Source organism: Methanosarcina baltica, assembly GCF_055394095.1.
In genome coordinates this window covers 1,237,313-1,259,202 of sequence record NZ_AP042463.1, presented here as the reverse complement: position 1 = coordinate 1,259,202, position 21,890 = coordinate 1,237,313, and the positions used below count along the sequence as shown (strand labels likewise).

Sequence of the window (21,890 nt, the reverse complement as noted above, 5' to 3'; positions counted from 1 at the left end):
CGGGCCCTTATAGCTCTCCTGATTTCCTGATTTCAATTTCCAGGGCCTTAAGGCCCCCGGGGGAAGATCCCACACACATAAGAGATTTATATGATGAATCCAGAAGGAAAAACACGTTTGAAGAACAGGGACTTCGATCCCGAAGCAACGGTTTCACGGATATACCCGCTAATCAGCCCCGTCTTTAACATCTACGAAATCCAGAATTCCCGGGATTCCCTCTTTTTTTACGGGACCCCGAAAAGCAGTCCGGAAGAAGTTTCCAACCTGCTGTGGGAACCTTTCGAGCGGCTGGGGCTCCAGTTTGTCCTGAGATACGAACTGGGCGAGTATGTGCTCTTTGTGACACCCGCAAAGAAGACAAAGGAGAAAACCTGGATCAACCTCGCTCTCTTTGCGGCAACCGTCTTTACCACAATGCTTGCGGGGGCTACATTGTTCGGGGTTGACCTCCGGCTTGACCCCCTCCAGTTTACCAGAGGTTATCCCTTTACCCTTGCCATCATGGCGGTCCTTGGCTCCCATGAGATGGCCCACTACGTGGCGGCAAGATACCACGGGATGCGGACTTCTCTTCCCTATTTTCTCCCCCTTCCGACCTTTATAGGCACAATGGGAGCCGTGATCAAATACAGAGGGCCTATCCCCAGCCGGAAAGCCCTTTTTGACGTGGGGGTCGCAGGCCCGCTTGTGGGACTGCTGGTCTCGGTTGTGGTTACCGTAATAGGCCTGTCCCTTGAGGTCCCTCAGGTGGCTCCGATTTCGGATATTTTCTCGTTTAATTTGGGCCTGCCCCCTCTCTTTATCCTGATTCAGAAACTCCTGGGAGTTGCCGGAGACAGTATACACCCGGTAGCTTTTGCGGGCTGGGTGGGGATGTTTGTGACCCTTCTGAACCTCCTGCCCGCGGGGCAGCTTGACGGAGGGCATATCCTGCGGGCAATGCTCGGGAAAAAAGCCTCCAAAATCTCTTCAGCTATTCCTTTCTTGCTCCTCAGCACCGGACTTTACGTGACTTTCGTAATGAAGGAAGACGGTTTTCTCTGGATCTTCTGGGGCTTTTTCCTCCACCTCTTTTCCGCAGCCGGACACCCGGCTCCCCTCCATGACAGTGTGGACTTGGACAGAAAACGCCTCTTTCTGGGCGTGCTGACCTTTGTCCTGGGGCTGCTCTGCTTTACCCTGGTGCCTTTCGGGATGGTGTGAAAAACATTTTTAGGAATGGCTGAAAAATAACTTCATATTTTCAATCAGGAAATCACTTTATACCCATACAGGGTGTATTTTTGTTGACTGAGACATTTGGTGTGTGCATCCAAAGCACGGAAAGTCGTGGAAAAACACGGAAAAATAATGCACGAAGACGCCAATTACGGCTGCTCTGGCGTTTTGTTCACAGTAGGGTCTGAATCGATTTTTTAAGTCCCGGCGTACTCACCGACCCTCAGGCCGGTTTCCTTGTCCTTCCTTGTGTTCCGTGGTTAATAAATGGTAAACAAAAATACTTGATATTATATTTGACTCATTCCATAGGAAAACGGTGACCATCCATGGATGTCCATTTTCGATACAACAAGAAAAACTCCTACAGTTTTGCCGCCCTTGCCCCCCTGCTCCCGGACGTACCCTTTACGGACAGGTCGAAGGACGGGATAATGATCTACAGCCTTAACACGCGGCAGGCGCCTCAGGTCTTTGAGGAAATTGAGAGTGCGGACACGGATTCCGTATTCATAGCAGGGGGCCCTCACCCCTCGGGAGCTCCGGAAGAAACCCTTGAGTATTTTGATTATGTGGTCCTCGGGGAAGGGGAAGAAACCCTGCCTGAACTTGTCAGGGCACTTCAAGGCGGGAATGACCCTCGCACGGTCCCCGGCATTGCGTATAAGGACCCCGGCAGCGGAAAGCCAGTCCGGAGCCCGGAGAGGGAGAATCCCGTTAATCTGGACGCTTTTCCCTGTTTTGATCCAAAAAAGTTGCACTCCCCTATCGAGATCAGCCGTGGTTGTCCCTGGGGTTGCAAATACTGCCAGACCCCCCGGATTTTCGGAAGCGGGGTCCGGCACAGGAGCATTGACACTATTGTAAAGTTCGCCCACCATTACAGAGACCTGCGTTTTATCGCCTCCAACGCCTTTGCTTACGGGAGTGACGGGGTCCACCCCCGATTTGATAAGGTGGAAAAACTGCTCCTGGCCCTCCGGGAACTGCCTGATAAAAATATATTGTAACTATTCAGCCTACTGATAAAAAAAGCATAGTTTCAGCTAATGTTGCAACTATCGGATAATAGCGGCGCTCCATTGAGCGCCGCTCGAATAGCATCCATGACATTCAAGCTATTCTTTCTAATAGTGGATATGTATCCCCGAATTCTGCAGAAAGCTACCGCTCCTTCGATGCTTCGGAAAGTTCCCGAAATCTTCTGTTGTAGCTTCATCATTCTGATGTCTCGCTCTGCTTGATTATTATCAAATGGAACTCTCAGGTCATTGAGGAATTTCAGAATCCTATCCTTGTATTTTATGAACCTATCAAGGAGATTCTTTGCTTTTGTTTGTGCTGGTCTTCCTCTTTTTTTAACCTGTTTTGAGAGGTCAGGAGGTGGATTTTCTTCAATTCCCTCTTTAATTATTTTATCGTATATTTCCTCGAATGCCCTGACTTTTATTGGATCTATTGGAATTTCCATTTCTCTGCATTCGTCGGTATATTTTTTTACTTCACTCAGAAGTTCATTTACTTTTTTAGCCCATTGCTGCTCAAAATTCTCTTCAACTCCAGTGAGGTCCCTCTTAAGATGAGCATTGCAGAGAGCATGTTCACATCCATATTTGTTGTATGATGCCCAACCATCATGAACTACTACCCCCTTGTATTCTGGAAGAAAACCCAAAGCATTCATTGCCTCTGATCCTCTTTTTGGATGTACAAAATAGTATGTCCACAGACTGTTTGAAACAACATGGAGCCACCATTTTGTCCCTAAAACCCTCATTCCTGTTTCATCACAATGTACAGAATAGGCTACCCGTAGATGTTCGAAAACAGCTTTTTCGAAAGGTTCCAATTTCTGGAATAATTCCTTTTCAGCTCTTTTTATGGTAGCAGGGCTGATACGTATTCCATAAAAGTCCTCTGACAAATCACAAATCCGTTTATAAGGAATCAATTGAAAGTTCCTTAAATATACAAGAGAGGATAAAAGGCGAGGTCCATATTGAATAGGGAATTTTATAGAGTCTGGAAAAGTACCTTTGTTTATTTTCCCACAGTGAGGGCATTTCTTGGACTCAGCACGATGTTCGGTAAATATGATGTTCACAGGAGGAATATCAGCTTCTTGCCTGCGTTCACAGTCCCGAACTTCAGTATCTTCAAGATCATGACCACAATTTTCACAGCAGTGAGGGGAATGAAATATTATATGGTCAGGATCCCCAACCATTTCGAAAGTACTTCCAGAATGACCTTTTTGACCACCAGGTTTTTTCCCACTTCTTGTGCGGCTACTCTTAGGTTTAGGTTTTTCATTCACAAAAACGTCAGTAGAAGGAGGTTTACTGCTGTTTTGGCTGTTTTGATTTAGACGAGCCTCTAAAACCCTTACACGTTCCTCAAGTTCAGCAATTTGAGAAGCCTGTTTCTCTATGATAGTCTCAAGTCTCTGAATTACAGCAACGACTGCTTCAGGGCCTTCTTCATAGATTTCAAGAATCTCTTCACGTGTAAGCATGATACTGAAGAGATAGAGTTATTTTATATGCAATTTTTCCTCGAAACGAGGAAAAATTGCCTTTGTTCAAAGTATGGCTGAATAGTTACAATATATTTTTCGGGACTTTCCCTTCCGAAGTACGGCCCGAGTTCGTCTGCGACAGATCCGTGGAATTCATAAACCAGTACTGTGAAAACAGAACTCTTAGCTTGGGGGCCCAGTCGGGAAGTGGGCGTATCTTAAAAGAGATCAGGAGGGGGCACACGGCCGAAGCCACGTTTTCGGCAGTCGAGTGCTGCCTTGAGCATGACATCGTCCCGGCCGTTGATTTTATATTTGGATTCCCCACCGAAACCGAAGAGGACCAGGAAATGAGTCTGGACCTCGTGCGCTGGATCTGCAAAAAAGGAGGAACAGTCCGGGCGCATTACCTGGCCCCTCTTCCCGGAACTCCCTACGCTTCCGTTACCCCAACAAAAGTAAGTGCCAGTGTCCGGCATACACTTGGGAAACTGGCCCTTGATGGAAAACTGACCGGTTATTGGGATAAAAATTAAAATGATCTTCAGGAAATTCGGGAAAAATATTGAAAAATAACTGATCAGAAGAAATTGAAAAAAATCCTAAAACCCGTGGGATAAAAATTATGAAGAGTTGATGAGGAGTTGATGAGGAGTTGATGAGGAGTTGATGAGGAGTTGATGAGGAGTTGATCCGGAATTGACCCGGAAGTGCAGGAAAATTATTTGCCGGACAGGAAGAAAGGGGTCCGAAAGAGACCGGAATGCGTGCATCCCACAGGTGCCAGGATGTTTTTAGGGCTGGAGTTGCCGGCCTGCTCTCCGATTTGTTTCTTTTCCTATTTCCTTTCAATCCAGAGAAGTTTTTGATTTGGATTTCAAAACGTTTTTTGATATTGTATATTGTAGTCTCAATACAATATTTTTTAATTAAGGAATGAGTCACATATAATATCAAGTATTTTTGTTTACCATTCCTTAGCCACGGAAAAGCACAGAAGGACACGGAAACCGGCCTGATGGCGGGTGATTAAGTTGGATCTTTATGCAATAGGATTCAAAAACACTCCTGGATTCTTGAAAGAAGAAGAAAAAATGCCAGCAAAACCGTAATTGTCGTCTTCCCCGAGTTCCACTTCAGCACCCGAGTTTCGCTTCGGGAGCACGAGGTCCGTTTCGCTCGCTACGCTCCCTCAAGCAGACTGAAAAACGCCTGAGTAACCTTCAATGGCGTCTTCCGGCTGTTCTTATTCCGTGTGTTCCGTGTGTTCCGTGTGTTCCGTGTGTTCCGTGGTTTGAGTGCATACACCAAATGTATCTACCAACAAAAACACAACCTGTATAAGCATAGAGCAGTTCCTGAAATAAAATAATAAGTTATATTTTAACCATTCCTTACTATCAGCTATTCAGAGTTTATGGAGTGTTCAGTTTTGAGTGTCAAAAAAGCCGTCATCCCGGCCGCGGGCCTTGGTACCCGCTTCCTGCCGGCAACCAAGTCCATGCCAAAGGAAATGCTTCCGATTATCGATACGCCTGTCATCCAGTACGTGGTTGAGGAGGCCATAGCCTCGGGGATCGAGGACCTGATCATTGTTACAGGGAGGGGGAAACGAGCGATAGAAGACTATTTTGACGACTCTCCCGAACTTGAGATGCACCTTGCGCAGAAGGGGAAAAATGACCTTGTGAAGCTCGTGCAGGATGTCTCATCCATGGTGGATATCCACTACATCCGCCAGAAAGAGCCAAACGGGCTCGGAGACGCAATTCTCAGGGCAGAGAAGCACATAGGGAACGAGCCTTTCGCGGTCTTTCTGGGAGATGATATCATAGTGAACGATACACCCTGCATGGCCCAGCTCATCGATAACTTTAACAAATACGGCCGGTCCACGATAGCGGTCGAGGAAGTACCCTACGAAAAGTTGAGCAGCTACGGGATTATCAAGGGCCGGCCGGTTGACGATTCTCTTTACATCCTTGAGGATATCGTGGAAAAGCCTGCTCCTGAGGACGCTCCTTCCAGGATGGGCGCCATCGGACGCTACGTCTTTACGCCTGAGATCTTTGACTGCATTAAGGCGACGGACGAGGGAGTTGGAAACGAGATCCAGCTAACAGACGGGATAAGGATCTTGAACCAGAGCCAGAAGGTTTATGCTTATGAGTTTAAGGGGAAGAGGTTCGATACCGGGGACCGGCTTGGGTACGTAAAGGCGACCCTGGAATTTGCCCTGAAACATGAGGAAATTAAGGATGACGTGCTTGAGTATATAAAGGGGCTTATCCCCCAGGAAAAGGTTTCCAGGGATGGGAAGGTTAAAGTTGAAAGTAAGGAGGTTTCGGAGTGAACTACCCCACGCTAAAGAAGCTGTCCGACAATTACTGTGGATAATTAGAGTTTCCTGTGATTGAGTATTAGATCTCACTTTCCGCAGATGTACACAAATGTATAATTAATTTGCCTATTTGTCCAATATTCTCAATATTATGTCGAGTTGATTTTTAACCCATGGCCATATTGAGAAAATAGGTGGTATTTTTGTGGACTTCTGCGGAAGGTCGGTTAGATATATTTTTATAAATTTATTGAGGATATTTTGTTTATGGTTTTCATCAAATCTTCAAAAAATCAAGTTTGGACAGTAGATTCGAAAGTAGATTTTAAGCAGTTTTTCAGTAACACTAATTATTTAATTTTTGCTAATGTTATCCCATTGGAATTAGTGAACTACCCCACGCTAAACAGGCTGTCCGATAATTCAATTTAAGGCAAAAACAGGTAAAAAAGAAGGCATATAAAACCTTTAAATCGAAAAAAACGGATTTCAGATATTACTGATAGTAATTGTCGGACAGCCTGTAAAGTAGGAGGGATCCTGCTGAGTGGTCTTGAATTTTTCAAAAAATGAAATTCAGCACACGGAAATTGCCATAGCAACCAGAGCAATGACAACTACCCACTCGCTAAATAAAAATAAGTCTTCCACCCTCATTTGTTCCCCCCGTCCTTCTGGATCTTCTTTTAAGATACAGCTTTTCTGCATCTACATTATCATATTTTTCATTATTAACTTCAATCATTTTTTAACCCCTCTCCCAACTTCTGAACTTCCTTTGCCCCTAAATAAGTTTTCATTACATATTAATTATACTGATTATACATGATCGTTTATTCAAATCCATTTTATCTCAGACAGCAGAAGACTCCTTCATCGACAGCCGGAGGCTGGCAGGTGGGAGATGAATGCGGCAAGGCTACAAGGGCCGGTTTAAATATGTTTAACTGTAAATGAGTATTTTTAAATTATATTAAATGTATATGGGGTTTGCATGAAACAGGGGCTTGTGTACCGGATCTATCCGGCAAATGATGAACAAAGAACGCTAATTGAAAAGCATATAGGGTGTTCCAGATTCATCTATAACAAGTTACTAGAGTACAAACAAATTTTCTATGACAAATTTAGAATCAACATCTCTCTTACAGAACTTGATAAGCTAATTCCGGTTCTCAAAGAAATATATCCGTGGTTGAAAGACGTATATTCGCAGTCATTACAGCAGGCCAGAAGGAACCTGCAAGATGCATATACAAGATTTTTCAAAGGCCAGAACGGATTCCCACAAAGGAAATCAAAAAAAGACACTAATAAATCATTTAAGGTGCCCCAATGGTACAAGATTAATCTCACTTCCTCAGAGATATTTTTTCCCGGAATTGGATGGATGAAAATTAAAATCCATCGGGAACTATTAAGTCCTGAAATTATGGATAACCTCATTGAAAAAACGCTAGTCAATGGGGAAACCATAATAGAACAGAACTTAAATTCGAAGTTTTTTAGAACGGCAACAGTTCGAAGAACGCCCACTGGTAAGTACTACGTAAGCATCTTAACCGAGGACGGAGAAGAATATCCAGAAGTTCAAGAGTATTCTGAAAGTACTACAATAGGCGTAGATGTAGGGCTAAAAGATTTTGCAATAACTTCCACCGGGGAAAAAATCGAGAACCCAAGATTTCTTAAAAATTCTCTTAAAAGGCTCAAAACTCTTCAAAGAAGAGTAAGCAGAAAGGAAAAAGGTTCAAAGAACCGAAGGAAAGCAGTACAAAAACTTGCAAAAATTCATGAAAAGATAAGCAATCAAAGAAACGATTTTCAGCACAAGGTTAGTAATGACCTTATAAGCGAGAACCAAGCTGTAGCGGTAGGTGTGACAAGAAGTTATAACATGAATTGCAGAAATGCTATCTCCTCCATCTGAGATAACCTTACTATGACATGCGTGGCTGGCAACGGCTGGGTGTGAAGCTCATAGGACAATATGGAGAAGTTTGTAAATCTAATACAAACGATCTGTTAAGGTAAGAGTGCTATGAAGAAACGTAAGTTGAACCATCGTAAGAATCGTTAACAGCAACAAGCGAAACTAGATTGATACGCTTGAACCAAAAGGTGTAGAATTAGACCTCAGCGGTTCTATTGACGCTGAGGGAAATGGACATATGATTCTCGGTTTATAGATGGCTTCTAAGGTACTCACAATTATTTATGTTATAGAACTTGGTAAGCCCTATAAGTTCCCACAAGGGTAGAAATCCTGCAAAGGATAACGATGACTTAGAGGGTAAAGGAACGGAGTAAAAAGCGAATGACAATCTGTAATGAATTGTATAAGGGTTCAAAATTTGCCCCAATCCGAAAGGATGCAGACTTACTCTATGGTAGCTCAACGTATGAACGAAGGCATACCCTATGAATGTGAGACATTCAAATACATTGATTGAAGAAGCGGAAGCATTAACCATTAAACTGTTGTGGGAAAACCCTGAAACAGCCAACGGCATAAACATTGCTCACACCAAACCAACCAATGAGAAGCTCACAGACGTTCGACCCTATTCCAGATGGAACAACATCAACTGGAAAAAGGTAGAGGAACATGTCAATTGGATGCAAGTCCGAATTACGAAAGCTGTTAAAAAAGGTAACTGGAATCTTGTCAAAAGGCTAAGCTACCTGTTAACCCATTCGTATTATGCCAAATTATTGGCAGTCCGTAAGACAATACAGAATAAGGGCAAGAGAACCCCCGGAATCGACGGCGAACAGTGGAACACACCTAAAGCCAAGATGGAAGCGGTTCTCTAATTAACGGATAAAAGGTACAAATCCAAACCCTTAAAGCGTGTTTACATCGAAAAATATGGGAAAAACAAGAAACGACCCCTAGGAATCCCTACAATGCACGACCGAGCCATGCAATCCCTATATGCTCTGGCTCTAAACCCTATAGCAGAAGCAATAGCAGACGCAAGATCATTCGGGTTTAGAAAATTCAGAAGCACACACGATGCATGTTCAATAATATTCGGAAATCTTAGCACCAAAAGATCAGCTAAATGGATTCTAGAAGGGGATATTAAAGGCTGTTTCGACAACATTAGTCATCAGTGGTTACTTGAAAATATCCCAATGGACAAATCTGTTCTAAAACAATTCCTAAAGTCAGGTTACGTGTTCAACAAAACCCTATTTCCAACAGTTGCAGGAACCCCACAAGGAGGTATCATTTCCCCAATTCTAGCCAACATGACGTTAGACGGAATTGAAAAACTCCTAGAAGACAAATACCACAGGGGCAAAACTGGAAGGATAACTGATCATCAACGTAGAAAATACAAAGTAAACTTTGTAAGATACGCTGATGACTTTATAATTACTGCAAACACAAAGGAAATAGCAGAAGAGGCGAAGGAACTGATTAAAGGATTCCTAAAGGATAAAGGTCTGGAACTATCAGATGATAAAACTACAATCACCCACATTGACGATGGTTTTGACTTCCTAGGCTGGAACTTTAGAAAATATAAAGGGAAACTTATTATCAAGCCCTCCAAGAAATCTATCCAGAAAGTGGTCGATAAAATCAGCAACACAATTAAAAAGGGTAAAACATGGCCACAAGAAGCCCTAATCAAAACCCTCAACCCTATTATAAGTGGATGGTCGAACTACCACCAAGGAATCGTGGCAAAAGCAACATTCAGCACAATAGACCACTTAATCTGGAAGATGCTATGAAAATGGGCTAAAAGAAGACACCCGTATAAAAACAAAGAATGGATACGCCATAAGTACTGGCATACCTACGAAACCAGATCTTGGATATTCTCTACCAAATATAACACGCTCAAACGACTATCCGACAAAAGGATAGTAAGAAATACCAACCTATCCATTGATAAAAACCCTTACCTTGACAAAGACTACTTTATAAAACGTCAAAGAGATCAAGGCTCGAAAAGACTGTCAGGCATATTTAATACAATTTGGAAAAAACAGGCAGGTATATGTCCATTTTGTGACCTCCCGATAAACATTAACAATGATGCTGAGGAAAGACCTCTACACCACATAAACGGAAATCACAAGGACAACAGACAGACCAATCTGATATATACACACGCTCATTGCCATAGACAACACCATGCAACTTTATAACGACTGCCCCTACAGGGTTTTGAGATGCTTGAGCTGTATGAGGTGAAAGTCTCACGTACAGTTCTTAGGCGAGAAAGAGGGAGCAATCCCTCCGACTTAGCCGACAATCGTTAAACATTGCTGGCATGAAGAAGAACCATAAACTTGCACAGGCTATAAGTGACGCTGCTTGGGGGGGTTTTGTGAGTAAGTTGGAGTACAAGGCCAAAAAGATAGGGAAAACAGTAATCCGTATAGGCCAGTGGAAACCTTCAACTAAAAATTGTAGTGTCTGTGGATTCCACAATAAGGAAATAACATTAGATGTTAGAAACTGGAAATGTCCAGAATGTGGAACAGAACACGATAGGGACATAAACGCAGCTATAAATATTAAAAAGTTTGCACTTGTGATCTAAATTAAAGAGACACCGCCGAAACGGCGGGAAGAGCCTGTGGACTCGTGGAGATTACTCCGGAGAACGAAGCAGGAAGCCCCTTCCTCGATGTTTCTAATCGAAGATTAGAAACTCCTGTTAAACCTACGGTTTAACACGACAGCCGAAGGCTGACAGGTGGGGGTAGTTCACATGTCCTGATATTATTCTCAAAACAATTTTGGGTACCGAAGTTGTTTCGAAAACAGGTTATATATTATGTCTAAAAACTGATATCTTTTTTTAAACTATTCAGAGAACATTTTTAATATTTTTTAAGATTGGTCTGCTTTGTTTTATCGGTAATTTCTGAGATCCCGAAGGCCGGATGCACAAGCTATTTTAACAATACTTGCCAGTACTTATTTCAGACAACGAGCAAAAATATTTTCAATTGCTTCCATCCAGCGCAAACAAAACTGCTGGTAAAACTGTCGGCGAAATCCTATGGGGGCTTTTTCTCTTTCCTCTTCTTCTTCCCAAAAAAAGGAACCATATTTAAAACCCGGAAATTCGCAAACTGCAAATCCGGGGGCCACAGTTTGAAAATGCATCTCTTAAAATCCAGGAAATGTCCCAGATGACTCAAGAAAAAAGCTACATGAAATATTTTACAAAACCGAGTTGCTACCCGAACCAGGCAGAGGCCATGGACAGGATCCATGCGGCCCTTCTGCAGGAAAAAATCGTACTTTTTGAGGGGGCCTGTGGGACCGGGAAGACGTTGAGCGCCCTTGCCCCGGCCCTTGATGTCGGGAGAAAGCTTGACAAAACCGTGATCATCGTTACAAATGTCCACCAGCAGATGGTCCAGTTCATCCAGGAGGTCCGAGAGATCAACCGGACAAACGACATAAAGACCATCGTCTTCAAGGGCAAGGCTGCCATGTGTCCGGATAAACTTGACTACGAGGAGTGCAAACTCAAAAGTGAGAACACCTATGACCTCCTTGAACTGGAACGGGCAGCTGCGGGGGTGGAAAAGGAACTCAAAGAGACTTTTGAGCGATATAAAAGGACAAAGGACCCCTCGCTTTACAAACTCCGGGTCGCCCTTGAAAAAGAGCTGGAAGATGCTCGGAAAAAGGCCAGGATTCTCAGGGGTCATTCCTGCACGAAGCTCTATGAAACCCTGAGATCCGAGGGCAGCGAGTTTTCCTCCTGGCTCTTTTCCGACATCCGGGACCCGGAGGAGGTCGGGGACTATGCGGAGGAGTGGGACATGTGCGGGTACGAGCTCCTGAAAAAAGAACTTAAAAAAGCCGAGCTCCTGATCTGCAACTTCCACCACGTCCTGAGCCCAGAAATCTTCATGACCCTTCTCAAATGGCTTGAAAGGACCCCTGAAGAAGTTATCATCATCTTTGACGAGGCCCACAACATCGAGGCTTCTGCCCGGTCCCATTCCTCGCTCACCCTTACGGAAATCACGATGGAAAAGGCGCTCTCGGAAGTTGGGGATGTTGGGGATCTCGGAGATCTTGGGGATTTTTCTGAAAATTCAGGGCCGGAAAGGCCAGGGAAAGGCAACAAAACGGACGGGACCCTCAGTTCTTTTTTTACCCCTCCTCCTCCCTCGAAAAAAGTTCCCATGACCGAGGACGATCTTGTCAGGTTCAACGCAAAAAAACTCTTTTCCTGTCTGCTTGCGGCCCTCCGGGAGACCTACGACTCCAAACTGAAATTCGGGGAGCGGAACCGGATAGGAAAACACTGGCAGGACCTCCAGATCAGTGACCCTTACGAGCGTTTTGATGTTTTGAAAGCCCGCATTTTGCGGGAAGCTAAAAAACAGGGTTTTGTTGATGAGGATGCCGTGCTCATAAAACTCCGGGACATCGGGAAGTTAGGGGAAAGGCTTGAAGATATCTATGCTGAAAGCTACAAAAATGGACTGCTGGCGGTTCCCAAACGTTCCCAGCTCCGCTATGTTGCCGATTTTCTTTCCTCCTATCTGGTACTCTCGGACCGGCAGAACTACTACCCTATACTGAACGTCCGGAAAGACTGGAAAAGCGAGCGGGTCTACGGGAGGATGGAACTTTTCACCTGCATCCCAAAAAACGTGACCGAACCCCTGCTTGACTCCCTGCATGGGGCCGTACTCATGTCCGCAACCCTCCGGCCTTTTAAAATGATTAAGGCAACCCTCGGGATAAACAGGGAAACAGAAGAAATCGCCTACGGGACAACATTTCCTCTGGAGAGGAGGCTTACGCTTGCGGTTTCTGTGCCCCCACTTTTTGCGAAAAACCGGGACTCCCACGATACCCTTGAAAGCATGAAAGAAGCGCTTCTGGCAGCGGTTGCCGCTTCTCCCGGAAACGTTATCGTTTACTTTCAGAGCTATTCGGAGGCTCTCCGTTATTCAAAACTTCTGGAGCCCGAAATTTCCGTCCCCCTTCTCCTGGACGAGGTCGGGGTCTCTGCCCAGCAGGTCAGGCAGGACTTTTTCAAAATAGGGGAAAATGGAGAAAAGGCTGTCCTTTTCACCTACCTCTGGGGCACGCTGAGCGAGGGCGTTGACTTCAGAGAAAACAGGGGCAGGACCGTGGTTGTTGTGGGCGTGGGCTACCCTGCCTTAAACGACCGGATCAAGGCCGTGGAGTCGGCTTATGATGCGGTATTCGGCTGCGGGGATGGCTGGGATTATGCGGTTCAGGTCCCCACCATCCGGAGGGCCAGACAGGCCATGGGGAGGGTGGTCCGTTCTCCCGAGGATTTCGGGGCCAGGATCCTTCTGGATGCCCGTTACCAGAAGGACTCTTCTAAAAAGCTTGGTAAGTTTTCGGTCTTCTCCTTTTTCCCGGAAGAGGAACGAAGAGAATTCACTGACGTTAAGCCCGGAGAAATGAGGGCTTTACTGGACGGTTTTTTTTCCGGAATTGATTCGGGAAATAAATAATAAGGTAATAAATAATAAGGTAATAAATAATAAGGTAATAAATAATAAGGTAATAAATAATAAGGTAATAAATAATAAGGTAATAGATAATAAGGTAATAGATAATACTGATAACTGACAATACTGTAAGTAAATAGGAAATTCCAAGTTGATGTCCGGAATTCTGAAAAATATTGGTCAGGATTCCGTTCCCCTAACAATACTGTATTCTTACTCGGATTCTTTCACTTCCAGGGAGGATTGATTAATGGGTGTAGAAGCACTTATGAAAGAGGTTGCCAACGAGCTTGAGAAGCTTGTAAGCACAAGGACCGTTGTTGGAGAACCGATTACTGCCGCTGGCAAGACCCTTATCCCGATTTCGAAGATTTCCATGGGCTTCGGAAGCGGGGGCGGGGAAGGAAAGAAGGAAAATGAAGAGGGTTTTGGCGGCGGCGGAGGGGCCGGGGCAAAGATCGAACCTCTGGCCTTTATCGTGGTTTCCGAGGAAAAGACCGAGATTTTCAGGATCTCCGAGAAGCATGAGTTCGGAAAACTTGCGGAACTTGTGCCTGAGGTCGTGGAAAAATTAAAAGATTTTCATGGCAGGAAAAAAAAAAAGGTAGCTGAAGAAAAAGCTGAAACCGGGGAATCAGAGGCCGAGAAAACTGAAACTGGAGAACCTGAAGCTGGGGAAACAGAAGCCAAAGAATCAGGTGTTGGAGGAACAGGATCCGAAGAAACTGCATCCACATGCAGTCTTGAAGAAAAGATCTGAGTCGGAAATAGCGCTTTTCTCCGCTTTTCAGATTTTTTCTTTTTGACAATCGAAGTTTCTTTTTGACAACTGAAACCCATGCTTTCCTTATATGCACTGCTTACTATCCTGCTGTTTGTACTCCTGTTGGCCGTTTTTCTCCTGCTAGTCATCCCTCTGGACCTGGGCCTGGCCCTGAAGCTCGACGAAACAGATTTCAAGGGCCGGGCAACCCTTAAATGGCTTTTTTTCTCATACGGCTTTTCAACTGAGGACGAGAAAGGAAAAGGTAAAGGAAAGAAAATAAAAAGCAGGAAAGGAAAAGAAAAAGAAAAAGAAAAAGGCGACGAAAAAGGAAAAGCCAGTAATAAAAATAAGAAACGAAAGGAAAAAAAAAGCCGTGAATTCTCTTTCTATTTAAAGGTTTTCAGAGCCCTTTACATGCCTCTTTTTCAACTCTGTGCTGAAGTCCTGGGGGGCGTAAAGTTCCGGGAGTTTGACTGCTTCCTTGCCTTCGGGTTTGAGAACCCTGCGGATACGGGGATGTCCTGCGGCTTTTTATATGGGTTAAAAGGGGTGCTTGAGGCCCGCTGTGCCCGGTGCAGGCTTGATTTCAGCCCGAATTTCCTGGAGCCGGAACTGAAGGTAAGGGGGAAAGCAGAGCTCCGGGTCAGACCCTACCGGTTCTGTTTTGCGTTTTTGAAATTTATTTTTGACCGGCGAACCCTGGGGCTTGCTTTCTCAATTTTTTTAGAAGAACTGCGAAGGGTCTGGCCTAAAGTTTAATAATTATCAAAATGTATGAAAATATATATGATAACGATCACGTCTCCTTCCAGGCTCCACCTGACCCTTATTGACCTGAACGCCGAAATCGGCAGGGTTGACGGCGGAGTTGGAATTACCCTCGATTCTCCTTTTCTTAAAATCTCCGCGGAGAAGGCCGATTCCCTTGAGGTGCTTGGAAAACCGGGCCTTGCGAATAAGATCAAAAGTTCGGCCCTTGCCGTACTTCCCGAAGGGGAAGGCGTCCGTGTCCGGATTGAAGAGGACTACCCGGACCATGTGGGGTTCGGCTCCGGGACACAGGCGGCACTTTCAGCAGCTGTTGCCGTAAACGAGCTTTACGGACTTGGAAAGTCCGTAAACGAACTTGCCATTGCCGCAAACCGGGGGACCACCTCCGGGGTAGGGGTTGCAGCTTTTGAAAGGGGCGGCTTTTTACTCGACGGCGGGCACAGGTTCAGCGACAAAAACACCTTTTCGCATGACGTAAAAGGAGTTCCCCCAGGACTTCTCCTTTCCAGGTTCGAATTCCCGGACTGGCCGCTTGTCATAGCGGTCCCGAACGGTAACGGGGTCCATGACGACGAGGAAGTGGACATTTTCAATAAAGCCTGTCCTATCCCGCTTCCCGAGGTGCAGGAGGTCTCGCATGTGATCCTTATGCAGATGCTTCCCGCACTTCTTGAGAATGACCCCGAGGCTTTCGGGGCCGCAGTCAACCGGCTCCAGACCGTGGGTTTCAAAAAGCGTGAGGTGGACCTCCAGCCTGCCGCACAGGACATAATGGTTTTGATGCGGGACCTCGGCTGCTATGGAGCTGGCATGAGTTCCTTCGGGCCACTTGTTTATGGCCTGGCCGAAAGCCCTAAAGAGGCCGCAAGGGTTCGAAAAGAGGTCCAGCACATGCTCGACGAGTCCGCAGGAGGAAGCGTGTTTGTGACGAAAGCCAGAAACAGGGGCGCGGAAATCTCGTATGAGGACGAAAGCCCGGATCTTGCCTCTTTTCCGGAAACTCTTGCAGAGCAGAGGGTCTGAAGGGTTTTCCCTCTCTGTTTTTTACAGAGGCAAGCTGACGGATCAGTACCAAGCTTTATGAATAATTAAAGAGAATAAAAAAAACATTATGATCAGAATTACGTCTCCATCCAGACTGCATCTGGGCCTTATCGACATGAACGCCGAGCTCGGCCGGGTCGATGGAGGTGTTGGAATTACCCTCGAATCTCCGGGAATGTCAATCTCTGCGCAAAAAGCGGATTGTGTGGAAGTCCTGGGAGATACCGTGTTTGTGGAAAGGATGAAAAAAGCAGCCAGGGCCATACTCCCTGAAGGAACGGGCATAAGCATCCGGGTCGAAACGGACATCCCTGACCATGTGGGGTTTGGATCCGGGACCCAGTCCGCTCTTTCGGCGGCGGCTGCTGTAAATGAGCTCTACGAGCTCGGCTTGACTGTGCAGGAAATGGCGGTCGCGGTAGGAAGAGGCGGCACTTCCGGTATTGGTGTAGCTGCTTTTGAAACCGGCGGCTTTATCGTGGACGGTGGGCACAAATTTGGGGAAAAAGGTTCTTATTCCCCTTCCTCAGCCAGCAGGACCCCCCCCGGCCCCGTTCTTTTCAGGCGGGACTTCCCGGACTGGCCCATAATTATTGCGGTCCCGGGAACAACTGAAGGGGCCCATGACCAGGAAGAGGTGGACCTTTTCCAACAGTTCTGTCCCGTCCCGCTTGTCGAGGTCCGGGAAACTTCCCATTTAATCCTCATGCAGCTGCTCCCGGCAATTGTGGAAGAAGACCTGGATGCCTTCGGAAAAGCCGTAAACCGTATCCAGGCCCTTGGGTTCAAGAGGCGAGAAGTCGAACTTCAACCGCCTGTAGTCCGGAATACCATCCGATATATGAGAGACAATGGGGCCTCAGGTGCGGGAATCAGCTCTTTCGGCCCGGTTATTTTCGGAATTGTAGAGAACCGGAAAGCAGGCGAGGCCCTGAGGGCTGAGGTCCGGAAAGTGCTTGATGAATCGGTCGGAGGAGACGTATTCCTCACCGGCGCCAGGAACAGGGGAGCCGATATTTCAGGAGGCAGAAAATGAAGATAGAAGCCTGGTTCGGGACCTTTGAGATAAGCCCTGAAGGCAAGGTCCTTGAATCCTTTCTTTTTTCCAAAGCCCCGCAGGAGCTTGCGGAGCGTTCTTTTACCCTCTCGGAGGAAAAGAGTTTTCTTCCCCCCCCTGGCTTTGACCTTCGAAAAGCAAGCCTGGAATGCGGATTTTTTGAGTCCGGGGCCGAGTATGATTCCCTTTTACACGAGCTGACCCTCCGGAAAGCCAAACTCCAGGTCTCAAAAGCCCTTTCCCTGGATCAGCGTATCATCCAGGCCGTGGAGGCCCTAGATGATATAAATGAGACCACAAACACCCTCTCGGAGCGGCTCTTCGAGTGGTACGGAAACCACTTCCCGGAAACCAGGCTGACCGGAGAAGCTCTTGCAGTTTTTGTCGCAAAATACGGAAACCGTGCAAACGTAAGCCCGGATGACCCTCATTATGAAAAGGTCGCCACATCCATCGGGGCCGAGCTCCCGGAGGTAGACGAAGTCCTTATCAAAGCGTTTGCGGAAAGCCTCTCCAGCCTTTACGGGCGGAGGGGGCAGCTTGAGACCTACATCAAGGATAGCATGGAAAACCGGGCCCCCAATCTCACAATGCTCGCAGGCCCCATGCTCGGAGCCCGGTTAATCAGCATTGCCGGAGGTCTGCCGCAACTTGCTAAATTCCCCTCAAGCACCGTCCAGGTAATCGGGGCCAACAAGGCCTTATTCAAACACCTTAGGGCAAGGGCGCCTTCCCCCAAACACGGCATGATTTTCAGCCACCCTCTCATAAACACGGCCCCCTGGTGGCAGAGAGGTAAAATTGCAAGGGCCCTTTCAGCAAAACTCTCCCTTGCGGCCAGGATGGACCTCTATTCAGGGGAAAAGAGCCCTGTACTGCTGGAAAAGCTTGAAGTAAAAGTAGGGCAGATCCGGGCCCTGCACCCGAATCCCCCCGCAAAAAAACCTGATGCCGGGAGTGGAAAAGGCTCGGGGAAAGGAAAATCAAAAGGTAACGGTCGTGGGAAAGGAAGTGGAAAAGGATCCGGGAAAGGATCCGGAAATGCAAAAACAGAAGGTAATCCCATGAAAGGTGGGGAGCGGTAAAATGGCTGAAATCAGAGAACTTTCCGACGAAATATTTGAAATTACAAAGGGCAAGAAGCAGCTTTCCACTAAAAACCTGGACCCTGGCCATAACGTCTACGGGGAAAAACTGCTTTTCGTGGAGGGAGTCGAGTACCGGGCCTGGGACCCCCGGCGGAGCAAACTCGGGGCCATGGTCCTGAAAAAGTTTGAAATTCCTCTGAAGAAAGACTCCCGGGTCCTCTATCTGGGGGCTGCCACCGGGACCACGGTCAGCCACGTCTCGGATATCGTATCCGAAGGCGCGGTCTACGCGGTCGAGTTTTCGGCCCGCAGCATGAGGGACTTTCTGGGGCTTGCCGACCGCAGGAAAAATATTCACCCCATCCTGGCAGATGCCGGAAGGCCCGAAAGCTATGCCCACCTCGTGGGGCCTGTGGACGTGATCTTCCAGGATGTGGCTCAGCCCAATCAGGCGGAAATCGCCGCAAAAAACGCGGCTCGGTTCCTGAAAAAAGATGGTCTGCTCATGCTTTCCATAAAAGCGAGAAGCATTGACACGGCAGCTCCTCCCAAACAGGTCTTCAAAAACGAGGTCAAAAAACTAGAAGAGGCTTTTGAACCGAAGTTCGAGGTTTTAAATGCCCACGAGCTTACCCCTTACCATGAGGACCATCTCGGGCTTATTGCGAAAATTAAGGTATCGGAATGAGGGGATCTCTTATCCCTTCTTTTTTCCACCTTTTTTTCTCTATCCTTCTTTTTTTCCACCTTTCTCTCTTTACTTTTTAACGTTTACTAAAAGGCGTTTTTTGGTAACCGGGATCAGTTTTTTCCATTCTACAATCGCATCATCCTCAAAAATGAATTCATCCACGGTTTTATCTGGAAACTTCCCGTTTACCTCGTAGAGATAAAGCCCTTCTTCCCCGTCCGTTGAGATTACCTTTGTCATATCTCCGACTTTCGTAACCTCGATGGCGGCCACGATCTTTAAGGCTTCCAGAAGGTTTGTGCCTTTTTCGACTTCCAGAGTACTGTTTTCCGCAAACTGGTCCAGCAGGGAATAGACGTTGTTGAGTCTGATCCCTATCATATGGAGGTTTCCAAACTTTTTTCTCTGCACGAGTTCGGCTTCTTCTAGGATTTTAACATGCTTGGCGACTACAGGAACAGAAATCCCAAGTTCCCTTGCCAGGCCGGAGATATGGATCTCTCCTTCGCTCAGGCGTTCAAGAATGGACAGTCTTGTGTCACTTGAAATCGCTTTGAAGAGTTTGCCACTGTTTGCATTCATCCCGTGATTCGTAACATTTACCAGCATAAGAGAACCGTGCTTTATTTATTGGTATTCACTCGCATATAACTAAAATTTCTTTTACAAAAACACAAGTTTACTTTAAAACAAGTACACTTGATCTGGTCATTTTCTATAAATACATTTTGGCAGAAAAATGTACTTTCTGGATTTTCTGTGAGTTTTATCCGGGTTTTTTTATTTCACAGCGGCAAATGATTTTGTTTTTTATTCTATATTACCCGGATGACTTACAATCATTAGCCAAATCCTGCTGTTTTTATATTAAATTCCTCTAAGTGCTGAAGGGAAGAAAAAATGGACAGCACAATATTAGTTGTTATAGGAGTCCTTATTGGGATTCTTATTTTTGGTGTAAAAACTGGCGTAGGATGCGGCTTTTCAAATCTTAAACGTAAAGAAATTCTTGCGATAGCAAGCAGTTATTTTATTCTGTCTCTTATTCTCGGGATCTTTGTCGATTATGTAAATATGGATAACTTCCAGAGAATTTCCTCTATGGGAATGAATTTCCATGTTATCATGTCTCTCGTCCTGATAGCAGCCGGCATTTATACTCAGAAAAAGTGGAACAGTGGGCATGACGTGTCCAGAAAGACATTTCTTGTAATTTCCATGCCCTGTCCGGTCTGTCTGGCGGCACTTGCGGTTTCCTGTATGTTGCTTGCCTCCAGTCTCGAAATCGGAGGGCTGAAAATCGGATTGCTTGTGGGAACGGCTTTTTTTATATCTGTGATTGCTTCGTCTTTTCTTTTCAAAAAGATGGGCAAAACCCCGGAAACCCTGGGAAGCGCCATGTTGCTTCTTGGAATCTACTACTTGCTTGGAGCCCTGCTTATCCCGGCTTACATGAAAACAAAACAACTGAACCTGGCCCCCCTTGAAGGGGATGCCGGAGGGATCATGCCTCTGCTAATCTTCGGGATCGTTATCCTCGGAGGCTTTTTCCTGGAACATGTGAGGTCTAATCAATGAGTATGGCAGCTTCTTTATTTGAGATAATGTATACGTTTTCTTCCGCACTGCTCTACCCGGTGATAATTGTCCTGGTCCTGCTGGTGCTTCTCTCTTTAATTCATATCGGGGAATTTCTCTCCGAATACTCAAAACGGCACAGAGATACAAATAACCTGGAAGAGAACTGCATAAAAATTGAGCATTCTCTCAAAAATTCCAATTTTTCGGAAGCTTCCGGAGCTCTCAGAGGAATAAAGCAAACCTACCTGGTTACCTCCTTTGCGGGGGAAGCTGCAGAGAAGCTTGAGGACAGGCATTTCCCCGCAGTCGAAAAACTTGCCGAGGAATATGAGATCAGAATGGCCAAACGCCTTGAGCAGACAAAGATCGTCTCTACCATAGCCCCAATGCTCGGGCTCATGGGAACCCTCATACCTCTCGGGCCTGCTCTGATCGGGCTTTCCCAGGGAGACATCGCAACCCTTGCAAACAACCTGATGATCGCCTTTGCCACAACGGTAGTAGGGCTATTTGCGGGCACTATCAGCTACGTCCTGACCCAGGTCCGGAGGAGATGGTACTGGGAAGATATGTCGGATATCGATTATATCATGGATTCCATCGAAGACAAAGTCCCGGCTGCGGCCGGAGCTAAGTGAAGCCTGGATCTGAATGAAGTGAGTAAAGTGAATAAAGTGAATAAATTTAGTGAAATAAATAGGAGCGAATAAAAAATGAAAAGAACCAGACGCTTCCACCGGACCGGCCTCCTTTCCGACCAGGATGACCAGAGTCCCCTTACCGGGGTTGCCAACCTTTTTGACGTGGCGATGGTCTTTTCCGTGGCTTTGCTGGTAGCCCTCGTCATGTCCTACCACCTCCCCGAACTCCTGAACCCGAATGAGGATATCACCATTGTGAAAAACCCTGGGCAGCAGGATATGAAGATCATTATAAAGGAGGAGGGAAAACCAATCGAAGTCCTTAACATGACCGATAATATCGGAGGGGGAACAGGCGAAGCCCTGGGGACTGCATATAAACTGGCTGATGGCCGGGTCATCTACGTGCCTGAAGATGCCGAAGATTCTGTAAATTCCGAAGGTTCCGAAGAAAACGAAAGTAAATTTTCTGAAACTTAATCTTCTGAATATTATTATCCATATATTTTTTTTTTCAAGGCGAAATCCATTAAAATTGATTTCAAATCAACTCAAATAGCGCCTCAGTATTTCGATTCTATACTTATCGAATAGAACCTAAAAATATACCACTTTTTCAATTAAAAATTACAAAAATTATAAAAATATATGTGATATGGCATCCCGGGATACTCCCGCCAGGA

The 21,890-nt window shown here is 46.0% G+C and carries 19 protein-coding genes and 2 pseudogenes; 18 read left to right on the top strand and 3 right to left on the bottom strand.

Translation table 11 applies throughout. The annotated features are described in order from the left end of the window. Nucleotides 1-90 precede the first annotated feature (90 nt). On the top strand, nt 91-1,206 hold the full coding sequence (locus ACZ5QV_RS05470; protein WP_464601579.1) for a site-2 protease family protein: 1,116 nt from the start codon (nt 91-93) through the stop codon (nt 1,204-1,206). Between the two features lie 344 nt (nt 1,207-1,550). After that, on the top strand, nt 1,551-2,231 hold the full coding sequence (locus tag ACZ5QV_RS05465; protein ID WP_464601578.1) for a cobalamin-dependent protein: 681 nt from the start codon (nt 1,551-1,553) through the stop codon (nt 2,229-2,231). A 32-nt stretch (nt 2,232-2,263) separates the two neighbouring features. On the opposite strand, the gene tnpC is transcribed toward ACZ5QV_RS05465, so the two are convergent. Beyond that, nucleotides 2,264-3,736: an IS66 family transposase gene (tnpC, locus tag ACZ5QV_RS05460; protein WP_464599339.1), complete on the bottom strand. Its 1,473-nt coding sequence runs from the start codon at nt 3,734-3,736 to the stop codon at nt 2,264-2,266. Between the two features lie 62 nt (nt 3,737-3,798). On the opposite strand from tnpC, the gene ACZ5QV_RS05455 reads away from it, so the two are divergent. From ACZ5QV_RS05455 to ACZ5QV_RS05430, 6 genes and pseudogenes are all read left to right on the top strand, one after another. Continuing rightward, a complete protein-coding gene (locus ACZ5QV_RS05455; protein ID WP_464601577.1) occupies nt 3,799-4,275 on the top strand; it encodes a radical SAM protein in 477 nt (158 codons plus the stop codon). A gap of 896 nt (nt 4,276-5,171) precedes the next feature. Beyond that, on the top strand, nt 5,172-6,092 hold the full coding sequence (gene galU, locus ACZ5QV_RS05450; protein ID WP_464601576.1) for a UTP--glucose-1-phosphate uridylyltransferase GalU: 921 nt from the start codon (nt 5,172-5,174) through the stop codon (nt 6,090-6,092). A gap of 982 nt (nt 6,093-7,074) precedes the next feature. Beyond that, nucleotides 7,075-8,010, top strand: a complete 936-nt coding sequence (locus ACZ5QV_RS05445) for an RNA-guided endonuclease TnpB family protein (protein WP_464601575.1) — start codon at nt 7,075-7,077, stop codon at nt 8,008-8,010. A 491-nt stretch (nt 8,011-8,501) separates the two neighbouring features. Beyond that, a complete protein-coding gene (locus tag ACZ5QV_RS05440; RefSeq protein WP_464599831.1) occupies nt 8,502-8,897 on the top strand; it encodes a reverse transcriptase N-terminal domain-containing protein in 396 nt (131 codons plus the stop codon). 12 nt (nt 8,898-8,909) lie between these two features. Continuing rightward, nucleotides 8,910-9,830 (top strand): annotated as a pseudogene (gene ltrA / locus ACZ5QV_RS05435) (group II intron reverse transcriptase/maturase); the annotation flags it as partial. Between the two features lie 524 nt (nt 9,831-10,354). Beyond that, nucleotides 10,355-10,648 (top strand): annotated as a pseudogene (locus tag ACZ5QV_RS05430) (RNA-guided endonuclease TnpB family protein); the annotation flags it as partial. A 380-nt stretch (nt 10,649-11,028) separates the two neighbouring features. Here the strand turns inward: ACZ5QV_RS05430 and ACZ5QV_RS05425 are convergent. Continuing rightward, nucleotides 11,029-11,220, bottom strand: a complete 192-nt coding sequence (locus tag ACZ5QV_RS05425; protein ID WP_464601574.1) for a hypothetical protein — start codon at nt 11,218-11,220, stop codon at nt 11,029-11,031. A 26-nt stretch (nt 11,221-11,246) separates the two neighbouring features. Between ACZ5QV_RS05425 and ACZ5QV_RS05420 the strand changes: the two genes are divergently transcribed. The 7 genes from ACZ5QV_RS05420 to ACZ5QV_RS05390 all read left to right on the top strand — a co-directional run bounded on the left by ACZ5QV_RS05420 (nt 11,247) and on the right by ACZ5QV_RS05390 (nt 18,982). Next, nucleotides 11,247-13,571 (top strand): ATP-dependent DNA helicase, encoded by a 2,325-nt coding sequence (locus ACZ5QV_RS05420; protein WP_464601573.1) that lies wholly within the window; start codon nt 11,247-11,249, stop codon nt 13,569-13,571. A 247-nt stretch (nt 13,572-13,818) separates the two neighbouring features. Then, nucleotides 13,819-14,328 (top strand): GerW family sporulation protein, encoded by a 510-nt coding sequence (locus tag ACZ5QV_RS05415; RefSeq protein ID WP_464601572.1) that lies wholly within the window; start codon nt 13,819-13,821, stop codon nt 14,326-14,328. A gap of 78 nt (nt 14,329-14,406) precedes the next feature. Further along, the gene (locus ACZ5QV_RS05410; RefSeq protein ID WP_464601571.1) at nt 14,407-15,093 is read left to right on the top strand and encodes a DUF2953 domain-containing protein; all 687 of its coding nucleotides are present in this window, start codon (nt 14,407-14,409) and stop codon (nt 15,091-15,093) included. 27 nt (nt 15,094-15,120) lie between these two features. Further along, nucleotides 15,121-16,128 (top strand): beta-ribofuranosylaminobenzene 5'-phosphate synthase, encoded by a 1,008-nt coding sequence (locus tag ACZ5QV_RS05405; protein WP_464601570.1) that lies wholly within the window; start codon nt 15,121-15,123, stop codon nt 16,126-16,128. A gap of 88 nt (nt 16,129-16,216) precedes the next feature. After that, nucleotides 16,217-17,185 (top strand): beta-ribofuranosylaminobenzene 5'-phosphate synthase, encoded by a 969-nt coding sequence (locus ACZ5QV_RS05400; protein WP_464601569.1) that lies wholly within the window; start codon nt 16,217-16,219, stop codon nt 17,183-17,185. Further along, a complete protein-coding gene (locus ACZ5QV_RS05395; protein ID WP_464601568.1) occupies nt 17,182-18,291 on the top strand; it encodes an NOP5/NOP56 family protein in 1,110 nt (369 codons plus the stop codon). Before ACZ5QV_RS05400 ends, ACZ5QV_RS05395 begins: the two co-directional genes overlap by 4 nt. A 1-nt stretch (nt 18,292) precedes the next feature. Continuing rightward, complete coding sequence (locus tag ACZ5QV_RS05390) at nt 18,293-18,982, top strand: fibrillarin-like rRNA/tRNA 2'-O-methyltransferase (protein WP_464601567.1); 690 nt, start codon at nt 18,293-18,295, stop codon at nt 18,980-18,982. Nucleotides 18,983-19,051: 69 nt separating this feature from the next. On the opposite strand, the gene ACZ5QV_RS05385 is transcribed toward ACZ5QV_RS05390, so the two are convergent. Further along, nucleotides 19,052-19,594, bottom strand: coding sequence for an ArsR family transcriptional regulator (locus ACZ5QV_RS05385; protein WP_464601566.1), 543 nt, complete (start codon nt 19,592-19,594; stop codon nt 19,052-19,054). 291 nt (nt 19,595-19,885) lie between these two features. On the opposite strand from ACZ5QV_RS05385, the gene ACZ5QV_RS05380 reads away from it, so the two are divergent. The 3 genes from ACZ5QV_RS05380 (at nt 19,886) to ACZ5QV_RS05370 (ending at nt 21,687) form a co-directional block, all read left to right on the top strand. Next, the gene (locus tag ACZ5QV_RS05380) at nt 19,886-20,563 is read left to right on the top strand and encodes a DUF2162 domain-containing protein (protein WP_464601565.1); all 678 of its coding nucleotides are present in this window, start codon (nt 19,886-19,888) and stop codon (nt 20,561-20,563) included. Continuing rightward, complete coding sequence (locus ACZ5QV_RS05375; RefSeq protein WP_464601564.1) at nt 20,560-21,204, top strand: MotA/TolQ/ExbB proton channel family protein; 645 nt, start codon at nt 20,560-20,562, stop codon at nt 21,202-21,204. Before ACZ5QV_RS05380 ends, ACZ5QV_RS05375 begins: the two co-directional genes overlap by 4 nt. A 75-nt stretch (nt 21,205-21,279) precedes the next feature. Further along, nucleotides 21,280-21,687: a DUF2149 domain-containing protein gene (locus tag ACZ5QV_RS05370; RefSeq protein ID WP_464601563.1), complete on the top strand. Its 408-nt coding sequence runs from the start codon at nt 21,280-21,282 to the stop codon at nt 21,685-21,687. Nucleotides 21,688-21,890: the final 203 nt, after the last annotated feature.